11 protein-coding genes are annotated in these 12,656 nt (G+C 61.4%); 5 read left to right on the top strand and 6 right to left on the bottom strand.

What is annotated here, in order from left to right:
* Positions 1–131: 131 nt before the first annotated feature.
* Positions 132–680: a sugar transferase gene (locus EB230_RS25510; RefSeq protein ID WP_056563769.1), complete on the top strand. Its 549-nt coding sequence runs from the start codon at positions 132–134 to the stop codon at positions 678–680.
* On the opposite strand, the gene EB230_RS25505 is transcribed toward EB230_RS25510, so the two are convergent.
* On the bottom strand, positions 659–1,612 hold the full coding sequence (locus EB230_RS25505; protein WP_172374159.1) for an NAD-dependent epimerase/dehydratase family protein: 954 nt from the start codon (positions 1,610–1,612) through the stop codon (positions 659–661). The two genes, EB230_RS25510 and EB230_RS25505, sit on opposite strands and share 22 nt — an antisense overlap.
* 18 nt (positions 1,613–1,630) lie before the next feature.
* Positions 1,631–2,962, bottom strand: a complete 1,332-nt coding sequence (locus EB230_RS25500) for an O-antigen ligase (RefSeq protein ID WP_172374158.1) — start codon at positions 2,960–2,962, stop codon at positions 1,631–1,633.
* Positions 2,963–3,454: 492 nt separating this feature from the next.
* Here EB230_RS25500 and cysD point away from each other — a divergent pair, with 492 nt between their 5' ends.
* From cysD to EB230_RS25480, 4 genes are read left to right on the top strand one after another with little or no spacing between them, the layout of a single operon-like run.
* Positions 3,455–4,360, top strand: a complete 906-nt coding sequence (gene cysD / locus EB230_RS25495) for a sulfate adenylyltransferase subunit CysD (RefSeq protein WP_056563762.1) — start codon at positions 3,455–3,457, stop codon at positions 4,358–4,360.
* 2 nt (positions 4,361–4,362) lie between these two features.
* A complete protein-coding gene (gene cysN, locus EB230_RS25490) occupies positions 4,363–6,300 on the top strand; it encodes a sulfate adenylyltransferase subunit CysN (protein WP_056563759.1) in 1,938 nt (645 codons plus the stop codon).
* A 10-nt stretch (positions 6,301–6,310) separates the two neighbouring features.
* Complete coding sequence (gene cysQ, locus EB230_RS25485; protein WP_056565615.1) at positions 6,311–7,135, top strand: 3'(2'),5'-bisphosphate nucleotidase CysQ; 825 nt, start codon at positions 6,311–6,313, stop codon at positions 7,133–7,135.
* A 37-nt stretch (positions 7,136–7,172) separates the two neighbouring features.
* Positions 7,173–8,435 carry an O-antigen ligase family protein gene (locus EB230_RS25480; protein ID WP_172374157.1) on the top strand — a complete coding sequence of 421 codons (1,263 nt, stop codon included), beginning with the start codon at positions 7,173–7,175 and terminating at the stop codon, positions 8,433–8,435.
* Between the two features lie 79 nt (positions 8,436–8,514).
* On the opposite strand, the gene EB230_RS25475 is transcribed toward EB230_RS25480, so the two are convergent.
* The 4 genes from EB230_RS25475 to EB230_RS25460 all read right to left on the bottom strand — a co-directional run bounded on the left by EB230_RS25475 (position 8,515) and on the right by EB230_RS25460 (position 12,514).
* On the bottom strand, positions 8,515–9,657 hold the full coding sequence (locus EB230_RS25475; protein WP_172374156.1) for a DegT/DnrJ/EryC1/StrS aminotransferase family protein: 1,143 nt from the start codon (positions 9,655–9,657) through the stop codon (positions 8,515–8,517).
* Between the two features lie 263 nt (positions 9,658–9,920).
* Positions 9,921–10,844, bottom strand: a complete 924-nt coding sequence (locus EB230_RS25470) for a carbohydrate kinase (RefSeq protein WP_172374155.1) — start codon at positions 10,842–10,844, stop codon at positions 9,921–9,923.
* Positions 10,841–11,287 (bottom strand): RbsD/FucU domain-containing protein, encoded by a 447-nt coding sequence (locus EB230_RS25465; protein WP_056563747.1) that lies wholly within the window; start codon positions 11,285–11,287, stop codon positions 10,841–10,843. The genes EB230_RS25470 and EB230_RS25465 overlap by 4 nt, the downstream gene beginning before the upstream one ends.
* Complete coding sequence (locus tag EB230_RS25460) at positions 11,288–12,514, bottom strand: ROK family transcriptional regulator (RefSeq protein ID WP_172374154.1); 1,227 nt, start codon at positions 12,512–12,514, stop codon at positions 11,288–11,290.
* Positions 12,515–12,656: the final 142 nt, after the last annotated feature.

Raw genomic sequence — 12,656 nt, 5'->3', positions numbered from 1 at the left:
AATGTCCTGAACCTGAATGGCCGCGCGGTGCGCTTGGTCGAGAGGCGACCACGTGCTAGGTCGACCGGATGACGGCTTCATCAGCGGTGTTGTCCCGCGAGGCTTTTGGCAGGGAGCACGATCGACCATTCATGAAGGCAGCCAAGAAAATCTTCGATCTTGCCGGCGCGACCCTGCTGCTGGTGGCCACATCTCCTGTTCTATTGCTCGCCGTGCTTGCCGTGCGGGCATCGTCACCCGGTCCAGCAATTTTTTCCCAGACACGGGTCGGTCGTGACGGCGCGTTGTTTCGCTGCCACAAGTTGAGGACTATGGTGCAGGGGACGCCGTCCTTGCCCTCGCATGAAGCGCCGGCGAATGCCGTGACTGCTGTCGGAAGGACCTTGCGGAAGTTCAAGCTCGATGAACTGCCGCAATTCTGGAATGTCCTGAAAGGCGAGATGAGCCTGGTCGGGCCGCGTCCCTGCCTGCCGACACAGACGGAATTGATCGAGTACCGCAGGCGGCTGGGGGTTTTGACAGCACTTCCAGGCATAACGGGCATGGCCCAGATCAGGGGCATCGACATGTCGAACCCGCGCCTCCTGGCCGAAACGGATGCCGCCTATCTCAGGGCGGCGTCATTCTGGCTTGACCTTCGTATCCTGTTTGGAACGCTCTATCGCAACGGAGGCGATTGAGCGTTTGCGAACCGCGTCATCTCGACCAGTCGTTCCAGCGTGCCGGTTTCCGGCAGCCAGCCCTCGGATACGAGCAGGGCAGGGTCGCATATCTGCGTCGCGGTCATGCTGTCCCAGAATATCCGCTTGCCCAAGAGGATCGCGGCTGCCCGCAACGGCGCGGCCGGCACGGTCATCAGGCGCCTCGGCCGTCCAAAACCGCTGCGAAAGGCGCCCACAATGTCAGCGATCGAAACCGGCGGCACATCGCTGGCAATGTAGATCGGGCGTAGCGATCCCGAACGGCCGAGCAGATGACATATCGCTCCCGGCGCTGATTGCGATGACAGCAGGGAGCGGGTTGCCGTCAGGGCACCGGTCGGCAGCGGCAGGGCCGTGTCGGCCAGGCGCATCAGCGTTGCCAGGTTTCCCTTCATGCCGCTTCCATAGACTGGAGGCAGCCGCAATACGGTGCCGTCGGAACGGCCATGCGACGCATAGGCGTCCAGCACCCTGATTTCGGCTTCGCGCTTCGAGCGCCCATAGGCACATTGCGGATCGGGGATCGTGTCTTCGTTGATCGTTGCGCTGACGCGCGCGCCGATCACGGCCCGGATCGAGGAGAGCTGGATGAAGCGTCCGCTTGCTTGCTCGGCGGCGGCCTGTGCCAGCCGCGCGCTCAATTCCGCATTGGCCGCCCGGAAATCGGCTTCGGTGGCGTTGCCTTCATCGTTGTTCAGGCCCGCGCAGTGGACGACATGCGTGACATCCCTGGTAAGCGCCAGGAAGGCGGCGGTCGGCGCATCGAAACCGGGCATGCGCATGGCGTCATGTCCCGAACCAAGCCTCTCGGGATGGCGGGACGCGAGGCGAAGCTCGACACCTGCCTCGCGGAGCCGGTGAACCACCTGACGGCCGATGTAGCCCGTCGCGCCCGTCACCAGAACTTTCATGACCTTTGCCCGGAACAGCTATTGGATGGCGGATGGAAGCGCCTGCTCTTCCATCGTCGGCGGAAGAATTTGTTTTTCCGTCGCAGGCGAAAGTGCCCGGTCCTTTGCCAACGGTGCCTGACGCCCAGAGGCAAGATAGGTTCCCGACACCAGGAACACCATCAGCACCGAATCCAGAATGTCATGGCCGATCAGGATGCCCGTCATCCCTGCGGTTAGATAGGTGATCAGAAGGATGACGATCATGGTAGCGCCGAACCGCTCGATGGGATCCGTGCTGTTGCGCAGCACCAGGGCGGCATTCCTGGCGGCAACCACGAAGATCGCCGCCAGCGCCACGGCGCCCAGTATTCCCGCCTGCACCAGGGCGGTCAGAAAGCCGTTGTGGAAATGACTGAAGCCGGCGTCCATGCCGAACTGATCCTGGAAGCCCTGCTTTATCAAGGTCTGGGTGGCACCGACTCCATGGCCGAACAATGGCATCTCATGAAACGCCTTGAGGCCGATATCCCATAGAGCGGCCCGCAATCCCAGGGGTGTCGTGTGGTCGCCATGGGTGGCGAGCGCATCCCAGTCGGAGCGCAGAAACTCGACCCGCCCGGATATGGTCTGGAAGCCGACAGCAGCGACCACGGCGCCGACTGCCAGCAACAGCAACAGCAGGCGCACGGCATTTCTCCCCCTCAGTTTCTGCTGGTTGATCAGCAGAACGGCGATGCCGGCGATCAGCAGTGCCAGCCAGATGATGCGCGTTTGGGAGTAGATGATGGCGATCGTCCCGCCGAGTGCCGCGAAGACGAGGGCCATCCGGCCTCGCTCGATGCCCGACAGGGCACCGGCCACACAGACCATCACTCCAAGGCACAGGACCTCCGCGAACACGATTGCGTTCCCGGCTCCGCCCTCGGCGCGCTTGCCAAGCCAATACTGCTGGAAGACCGCCAGAAACAGCGCCACAAAGCAGGCCGCCATGCTGCTCAGCACGATGATGCGCACAAGCGTTGTTTTCCGTGTAATGCTCCAGGTCGAATAGGAGATGGGGAAAAACAGGAAGGTGACGAGCGGAATCAGGTGCGACGCGTCCCTGGCGATCGCGTTGTTGACGATGGAGGCCACGAGATTGGCCGCGCAATAGGTATAGATCGCGATCGTCAGCATCATCATCGCCGGGTCGGTATTGAAGCGTCTTTTCCTGAATGCGATCAACAGGATGGACCACAGGCCACCACCATTGAAGACAAAGCTGACCGCCGACCCCAGAACCGGGGGAAAAAAGAAGCAAACGATGGAAAAGTAGATATTGATCCGCGAAGGCGTGAATTGCTGTCTTACAGACGAAAGCCGGTCCAAGTTTCGGGCTCGCTATTCTCGAGTAGCTTTATGCGGCACATCCCGTTTAGCGGAACCGAATGTGCTCGCCTCGAAATCGCCCATGCCTCATGATGCATCTTGCCCGCTTCCAGAGGCTTGTATAGCGGCTGAGCTGTCTTTTCGATAGTGCGGCGGGGCTGCTTGTCACCGAAAATCGGCGACCGGCGGCCGTCGATTGGGAAAGGGTTCCGGAAGCGTTTGCCGTCACATTCTCACGAGCAATATTTTCCCTGCCTTTTCTCGATTGGAGGCCCTGCGAACAGAAATTTCCGGGTTCTGGCGCAAGCATGGAAAATTCATTCTCGAACTGACCGCTGCCTGGCTCGTCTTGCATTGTTCTGCCGTGCGCCGATCTGCTAGAACGCCCGCACGAAAACACTTTGTCCAGAAGCGAAGCTTGAACCGGGCGCAAAACGCTCGATGATTTGACGCAAGGTCTTCTGTCAAGGCACGAGAGAACGCTCACAGTCCATGACCATAGCGCTTACGCATCTGCAGCGGCTTGAAGCCGAGTCCATCCACATATTCCGCGAGGTTGCGGCCGCCTTCACCAAGCCGGTCATGCTCTATTCGGTCGGCAAGGATTCATCCGTGCTGATGCATCTGGCGATGAAGGCGTTCTATCCCGCCAAGCCGCCATTTCCATTTCTTCACGTCGACACCACCTGGAAATTCCGCGAAATGATCGCTTTTCGCGATCAGATGGCACAAAAACTCGGATTCGACCTGCTGGTCCATGTCAACGAAGACGGCGTGCGCGACAACATCAATCCGTTCGACCACGGCTCGAACACCCATACCCATGTGATGAAAACCGTGGCGCTGCGCCAGGCGCTCGACAAATACGGTTTCGATGCCGCCTTTGGCGGCGCCCGCCGCGACGAGGAGAAGTCGCGCGCCAAGGAGCGCATATTTTCGTTCCGCAATGCCCAGCATGTGTGGGATCCGAAGAACCAGCGCCCCGAAATGTGGAAGATATTCAACACTCGCATCGCATCGGGCGAATCGATCCGCGTCTTCCCGCTGTCGAACTGGACCGAACTCGATATCTGGCAGTACATCCTGCAGGAGAACATCCCGATCGTGCCGCTCTATTTCGCCAAGGAACGGCCGGTGGTGGAACGCGACGGCATGCTGATCCTCAAGGACGACGACCGCATGAAACTGCGTCCCGGCGAGACGGTCGAGAACCGGCTGGTCCGGTTCCGCACCTTGGGCTGCTATCCGCTCACTGGCGCGATCGAATCCGATGCCGACACCCTTGAAGCCATCGTTGGCGAGATGCTGACCGCGCGCACCTCTGAACGACAAGGTCGCTTGATCGACCGTGATGAGGCAGGCTCGATGGAAAAGAAGAAGCGCGAGGGGTATTTCTGACCATGCGTCATATCATGGCAAAAAGCCTTGCTCCCACAGATAGCGTCCGCGATTACCTCGCCGCGCAGGAGAAGAAGTCGCTGCTGCGCTTCCTGACCTGCGGTTCGGTCGATGACGGTAAGTCGACGCTGATCGGACGCTTGTTGTCCGACACCAAGCAGATCTTCGAGGACCAGCTCGCCGCGCTCGAGCGCGATTCGCGCAAGCACGGCACCACTGGCGACGACATCGATTTCGCGCTGCTGGTGGACGGCCTCGAGGCCGAGCGCGAGCAAGGCATCACCATCGACGTCGCCTACCGCTTCTTTGCCACGCCGAAGCGCAAGTTCATCGTCGCCGACACGCCCGGCCACGAACAGTATACCCGAAACATGGCGACGGGCGCCTCGACCGCCGACCTGGCGATCGTGCTGATCGATGCAAGGCAAGGGGTGCTGCGCCAGACAAGGCGCCATTCGATAATCGCTTCGCTGCTCGGCATCCGCCACATCGTGCTGGCTGTCAACAAGATCGATCTCGTCGATTTCGACCAGGCGGTTTTCGACCGGATCGTCGAAGACTACGGACAATTCTCGCGTGCTCTCGGTTTCCAGACCATCGTGCCGATCCCGATGTCGGCCCGCTACGGCGATAATGTCAGCGTCCGCTCTGACAACATGCAATGGTATGCCGGCCCGACGCTGATCGAGCACCTCGAGACCGTTTCGGTCGAAGAGGCGGCTGTCGAGCAGCCGTTCCGTTTTCCGGTGCAGTACGTCAACCGCCCCAATCTCGACTTCCGCGGCTTTGCCGGCACGATCGCGTCCGGCGCCATTGCGCCAGGCGACGAGGTGGTGGTCGCCAAATCCGGCAAGTCCTCGCATGTCAAACGCATCGTCGCCCATGGCGGCGATCTCAAACAGGCGGTGGCAGGCCAGGCCATCACGCTCGTTCTTGACGATGAGGTCGAGGTCTCCAGAGGCAACATGCTGGTTTCGCCGGCCGCCAGGCCGCAGGTTGCCGATCAGTTCGCCGCCAACATCGTCTGGTTTGACGAGCATGCGCTGCTGCCGGGCCGGTCCTACATCCTGCGTACCGAAACCGACCAGACCAGCGCTACCGTCACCGACCTGAAATACCGTATCAATGTCAACGACTTCGCGCATGAAGCGGCCAAGTCGCTTGAAATGAACGAAGTCGGCATCTGCAACATCTCGACGCGGGCGCCGATCGCCTTCGATCCCTTCGCCGAGAACCGCACCACCGGCGCCTTCATCCTGATCGATCGCATCTCGAACGCCACCGTCGGCGCCGGCATGATCGTGCACTCGCTGCGTCGTGCCGAAAACATCCACTGGCAGTCGCTCGATGTCGGCAAGCGCGTGCGCGCCGACATGAAGAACCAGCGGCCCGCCGTGTTCTGGTTCACCGGGCTTTCGGGGTCCGGCAAGTCGACCATCGCCAATCTGTTCGAGAAGAAGCTGTTCGCCACCGGCCGGCACACCTATATCCTGGACGGCGACAATGTCCGTCACGGTCTCAACCGCGATCTCGGCTTCACCGATGCCGACCGGGTCGAGAACATCCGCCGCGTGGCCGAGGTGGCCAAGCTGATGGCCGATGCCGGGCTGATCGTCATTGTCTCGTTCATTTCGCCGTTCAGCGCCGAACGGCGCATGGCGCGCGAACTGATGGCCGATGGCGAGTTCATCGAGGTGTTTGTCGACACGCCTTTCGAGGAGTGCGCCAGGCGCGATCCGAAGGGCCTCTATGCCCGGGCGCTGAACGGCGAGATCAAGAACTTCACCGGTGTCGATTCCCCTTACGAGGCGCCGGAAAAACCGGAAATCCATCTAAAGACGCTCGGCAGATCGGCTGAAGAGATGGTAGATGCCCTGGAACACTGGCTGAACGAGCGTGACATTGCCGAAGACCAATATGACAACGGCGGCGGTATCTGACGACAAGTCGATGCTCGATATCTTCGAGCAATTGGCCCTGGCGGCCGGACGCGAGGTCATGCGTGTGTTCCACGCCGGCTGCGCGGTTGACCGCAAATCAGACTCCTCGCCGGTGACCGAGGCGGATCGCGAAAGCGAGAAGATCATTCTCGCCGGCCTGCGCGGCGCATTTCCCGAGATTCCCTGCGTGGCCGAGGAGGAGGCGGCGGCCGGTGTCATGCCGCCCGATCTTGGCGACGCCTTCTTCCTCGTCGATCCGCTCGACGGTACCAAGGAATTCGTCAATCGCCGCACCGACTTCACCGTCAACATCGCGCTTGTGCGCCATGGCGTGCCGGAAGTCGGCGTCGTTTTCGCCCCTTGCACCGGCCGTTTCTTTTCCGGCCTGCCGGGCAGGGCGGAGAGCCTCGAAGTCGATGGTGATTACCAGATCGTCGCGCGCCGGCCAATTTCAGTGAGAACGGCAGCAGTGCCGTTGGCCGTGGTTGCCAGCCGCTCCCACAACACGCCGGAAACCGAAGCCTACATTCGCGACCTCGGCGCCGCCGAGATCGTCTCGGTCGGGTCCTCGTTGAAATTCTGCCTTCTGGCGAGTGCCGAGGCGGATGTCTATCCGCGCTTCGGCCGCACCATGGAATGGGACACGGCGGCGGGCGACGCGGTGCTGCGCGCGGCGGGCGGCATGACACGCACGCTGGACGGCAAGCCCTTGGCCTACGGCAAACGCGACCAGGCCGACGACGAGGATTTCGCCAACCCGCATTTCATCGCCAGCGGCAGGCTGGAGCCGGCAACAGCGCTTGCGGGCGCCGTGGTGAAAAATTCCGGTCGGTAGTTTATCCTGTGCCGACAGTTGCTGAGTCGGTAATTCGATGTCCTTTTTCAAAAAATGCCGTGCCGTTATCTTCGGCGGATTTCCAGTATATACCAAAAATAAAGATGAAATAGTCTTCCGGATATTGGTCGGCGTTTATACCGTCTCTCCTGTCTTATTCGTCATCATAGAAATGTCTCCGACTGCCTTGGCATTCATCGCCGCTCTCGCCGGAGTTCTTTCCCTGTGGACCACGCGCTCAAGCTTTGACGAGGGAATAAAAACCCTTGCGCTAGCTCTCGGTGCCTTGTCTTTCTTTGTCTGCTTGAGCGTTCTGTGGTCAGTCGACAGGGCTCGCTCTCTCGCGGCGGCGAGAGACGTTTTCAGCTATTCGATCGCCGCTATCCTGCTGCTTCAGTGCATCCTCACGCTTCCAAACGCGCAACGTGACCGGCTGGTGAAAGCGTCATTGGCAGGCTTGCTGGTCGGCGTATTGGCCGTGACGGGTCGAGAATTGTATTTTGCGTTTTGCACCGAGAATCCACGATTTGTGGGAAATGTTTTCACGCTCCATAAGATTACGGTCTACGGAGCGTTTTTTGCAGCCATACTCCTTTCCCAACCGGTGCTGCTTTGGAAGGGGCTTGCTGCTGTCTTTGCCGTGCTGACCTTGCTGTACGGTCAATCGACAGGTGTCGATGTGGCAATAATCCTCGTGGCGGTGATTTTCGCCATTCCGGCGAGATTCCGCCAACCCGCTTTCGTCGTCTTCTTTGCTGCGTATATAGTTTTCGCCTTAATTGCGCCGTTCGTTGTCTCCTCGCTGTTCACCTTGCTCGAAACGAAGGGATTGTTGGCTTTCCACCCTGGAACCTTTGCCGCGCGGCTTGATCTCTGGCAGATGATTTCACCCCATATTGCGGAAAAGCCGATTCTTGGCCATGGCGCGAACACTATGAGAAACGCGGTCGGCGTTGTCGTGAACCCCACATACTACGCGCTAACGGATCTCCCAAGCGCGCATAATGTCGTATTCGATTTGTGGTACGAACTGGGAGTAGTCGGTATCACCGCTTATGCTTTGGTGCTGGCCGCGATCATGAGGATGATTGGTCGTCTGAGAGGCCCATCCCATTTCATGTCCGGCAGCTGCCTGATCATAGCCGTTGTCGAGTTGTCGGTCGACCATCGGATCTGGCTGTCATGGGTTTTGGGAGCTTTGGTCTTCACGGCGAGCCTTTGCATACTGCACAGCCATTCGATCATCCGGCCGAGAGCGGATGATCGGATCAAGGTCGGCATCGCGCCATTGCGCGAATAGTTATGCCGAGCGGGGGCCTGCGAGTAATCGACCGTCGGTACCGCGAGCGATGCGCGTCGGAACCTGATGCTTGCGACGATTACTCGGCCGCGGCCTGCGCCGAGTTCGAGCCGATATAGTTACGGATCGTCTCGATGATCCGGTCCTGGTCGGCTTCACTGAGATAGGGGTGCATCGGCAGGCACAGGATGCGCTTCGGCAGGTCCTCCGAAACGGCAAGGCCGGTCGGTGTGCGCGGGTAGTCGCGATAGGCGACCTGGGCATGCAGCGGCTTGACGTAGTAGATGACGGACGGAATGCCCTTCTCGCCGAGATGCGCCTTCAGACCGTCGCGCTTGGGCGTCTCGATCGCGTATTGGGCCCAGGCGGAACGGCTGCCATCGAGATTGCGGGCGGCCGTGACGATGTCGCCGAGCCCTTCGGCATAGCGATTTGCCACCACCTGGCGCGCGACCATCTCCTCTTCGAGGATGGCGAGCTTTTCGATGAGGATCGCCGCCTGCAGCGTGTCGAGCCGCGAATTGATGCCGACGCGAACATTGTCGTACTGGGTCTCGCCCTTGCCGTGGAAGGCGAAGGAACGCAACTTGTCCGCCAGCGCGTCATCGTTGGTGAACATCGCGCCGCCGTCGCCATAGCAGCCAAGCGGCTTGGCCGGGTAGAAGCTGGTCGAGCCGACATGGCCGAAGGCACCGCACATCTTGCCGTCATGCGATCCGCCCATCGACTGGGCGGCGTCCTCGATCACCAACAGTCCTTCGCGGTCGGCAATGGCCATGATGGCCTCGTAGTCGGCGGCAAGCCCGAACAGGTCGACCGGGATGATCGCCTTCGGCTTCAGCCGGCCTTCCTTCTTGATCATGGCAATCGCCGCCTCGAGACTGGCGATGTCGATGTTGTAGGTTGCTGGATCGACATCGACGAAGACGGGTTCCGCCTTGGCCAGCGCCACCACTTCGGCGGTGGCGGCGAAGGTGAAGCTCGGCACGAAGACCGCATCGCCCGGGCCAATGCCGGCCGCGAACAGCGGCAGCAGCAGCGCATCGGTGCCGTTGGCGCAGGCCACGACATGCTTGGTGCCGACATAGGCGGCGAGCTTCTTCTCGAATTCCGCGACCTGGGGGCCGAGGATGTAGCGGCCGTCCTCGACAACATGGTCGATCGCGGCTTTCAGCCGGTCGCGGATGCGTTCGCGCTGCGCGCCAAGATCAATGAACTGCATGTCGGCCTCAAAAACGTTTTTTAACAAGGCGGTTTAGCCAGATAACGGCCCCGCTGGTACCAGAGTTGCGCCTGCCGAGAAAGCGCACAGTCGGGGCCGCCGATTGCCCGGCTGTCGCGGTCTGTTACCACTGCTTGCCGGCGGATACTGGCCAGATGCCGGAAATCCGGGCCTCGTCGGGCGCGATCCGGCTCTTATAGCCCTCAGGATCGGTCCTGCGAAACATAAAGTGATCGACTGGCTCAACTTATGTTGAACGTTGCTCAGGCGATCTCGTGCCGCCACGGTGGATTGGCACCGGCGCGTGATACGGTCACCGCCGCTGCCTTGGCACCAAGCGCCAGAGCCTTGCGGATCGCGTCTTTCGTGAGGCCGCCGATGGACGCCTTCGTCAGCAGGCCCTGTTCATGCAGCGAGGCGAGGATGCCGGCGTTGAACGTGTCGCCCGCACCGACCGTGTCGACCACCTCGACCTTTTCCGGCATCACGGTGACGGCGTGGTCCTTGGTGTAACCGACGGCGCCTTCGCTGCCATGGGTCACGACGATCAGCTTGGGACCGCGCTCAAGCCAGTTTCGCACGACATCTTCGTGCGAACCCGCTTCGCCGAACCAGTTGAGGTCTTCGTCCGACAGTTTCACGATATCGGCCATCGCCATCATCTCCCGGATGCGCCTGAGGTGCTTGGCCTTGTCCGGGATGAAGTTCGGCCGGATGTTGGGATCGAGCATCATGACACGGCTCGCATGCTCGCGCCGCATGAACTCTTCATAGGCACTGCCGGCGGGCTCCGAGATCAGGCTGATGGCGCCGAACAGCATGGCCTCGATCTCGTTGCCAAGCGCCGGCAGGTCATCGATGGTAAGCAGGCGTCCGGCGGTGTTCTCGTCGTAGAAGGTATAGGTCGCCTGGCCGTTGGTGAGCTTCACGAAGGCCAGCGTCGTCGGCCTGGGCGAGGTATGGGCGTAGGTGGAGCTTACCTTGCTCGCCCCCAGCGCGTCCCTGAACTGGCCGCCGAAAAGATCCGACGACAGGCCCGAAAAGAAGCCGGCCGGCGCGCCGAGCCGCCCAAGCGCGATCGCCGTGTTGAACACCGCGCCGCCGACATAGGGAGCAAAGGCAGGTTCGCCCTGCGTCGTGGTGCGCGGCAGCATGTCGATCAGGGCTTCGCCGCAGCAAAGGATCATGGTTTCCTCGTCTCCGGCGGATAGATCACGCCCTTGCGGATGATGATGTTGGCGTAAAGCCGTGGCTCGCTTGTCGCGACGATGGCATGCGCCGATTTGACCCGTGCATAGAAGTCGGCGCCGGCCAGCGCAACCACCTTGCGGCCGGGAGCGCGTTTGGCGCAGATCGCCTCTATCTCGTGATGGACTGGATCGGCGCGCGACGGGTCGCCTTTCACGGATGCGCGGAACAACGCTTCCGGCACCGCGTCGTCCACCGGCAGGACGCTCAGGATCGCGTCAAGCACCGGAATGAGCGGATGACCGTCGGCCCGGACGAGGCGCTTTGCCTGCTCCTCTGCCGGATAGTTCCCGTCGACCAGGGCGATCTCGTCGCCATGGCCCATGGCGCGCAATGTCGCCAGAAGTTCCGGACCGAGCAGCGCCGGGATCCCGATCAGCATTCAGGCGCTCCTGGAAATCGTCGTCGAACCGATCAGGAAGCGTTCGGACAGCGGCAGGCTGGCGCCGCCGAGCGCCCGGGCATGGATGCCGACGGTTCCCTCGCGAACCGCGGGCAGTTTCAGGCCTTCGCCGTCGATTGTCGCGATGGCCGCGATAATGGCGTTGACCAGCCGACGGCGCACCGCCCGCGGCATCCAGCCGTCGATCACCGCCGCCTCGAAATCGATGACCGAGGATGCCGCGACGATGGCATAGGCAAGCGCCCGTGAGGCACTGGCGATCCAGTCGTCGAGTTCGGAGCCGATCTCGCCCCAGTCCTCTGGTGACGTCCACAGATGCGAAGCCTCGACGCCGCGGGCATTGAGCGCCTTTTCCAGCATGGCGATCGACGCCACGTCGATCAGCTGGGTCGGCTTGCCGTCCGGCCCCGGCACTGGCATGGAGCCTAGCGCGCCGGCATTGCCGGTCGGGCCGCCGAACAGCCGGCCGTTGAGCACGATGCCGCCACCGGCGAAGGCGCCGATGTAGAAATAAACGAAGTCACGCGCGCCGCCCGCCTGGCCGAAGACGAGTTCCGCGCCGCAGGCCGACGTGGCGTCGTTTTGCAGATACACCGGAAAATCGCATTGCGCCTGGATATCGCCCCTGATGTCGCGGCGGCGCCATTCGTTCATGACGTCGCGCGGCGCGCCGGCGGTATCGGCCCAGTTCCACAATTCGAACGGCATGGCGATGCCGAGCCCGGCAATGCGCTTGTCCTGCGCCGGCGTCAGTTCGCCGCGCATCTTTTTCATGCCATCGGTGACGAATTCCACCGTCTCGCGCGGTGCCGGATAGCGATAGGAGTGCCGCAGCATCGAGCGCACATTCCCGAGGAAATCGATCAGCACCAGTTCAGCGCTACGGCGGCCGATCTTGAGGCCGATGAAAAAGGCGCCCTCCGGATTGAGCGCCATCGGTATCGAGGGCTGGCCGATCTTGCCGCGCAGCGGCGCCTGGCGCACGAGCAGGCCTTCTTCCTCCAGCTCGCGCATGATGACCGAAACCGTCTGTGCCGACAGTCCGGTCATGCGCGCGATATCGGATTTCGCCAGGCTGCCATGCTGACGCACCAGCGAGAGCACCAGCCGCTCGTTGTGGTCGCGCATGCCGCTCTGGTTGGTGCCGCGGTGAATCAGGCTCTCATTCGCTTCGGGCGAACCGTGCCTCGCAGTGGCGGTTTCCACCCTGTTCCTCCCGTCGTTTCCCCTCAATGCTTTTGGGCCAGAATGAGTGAAGGACGCAAGGCTGTCAATAATAAATAAGAGTGATTTAATTATTGACAGAGCCCTCGGTCTGGTGTCTGTTGAAGGGGCGTCCACGCTGGGA

The sequence above is a fragment of the Mesorhizobium sp. NZP2234 genome, assembly GCF_013170765.1.
Taxonomy (GTDB): domain Bacteria; phylum Pseudomonadota; class Alphaproteobacteria; order Rhizobiales; family Rhizobiaceae; genus Mesorhizobium; species Mesorhizobium loti_D.
The sequence above is the reverse complement of the archived record's forward strand: the minus strand, read 5'-3'. Positions and strand labels throughout refer to the sequence as shown.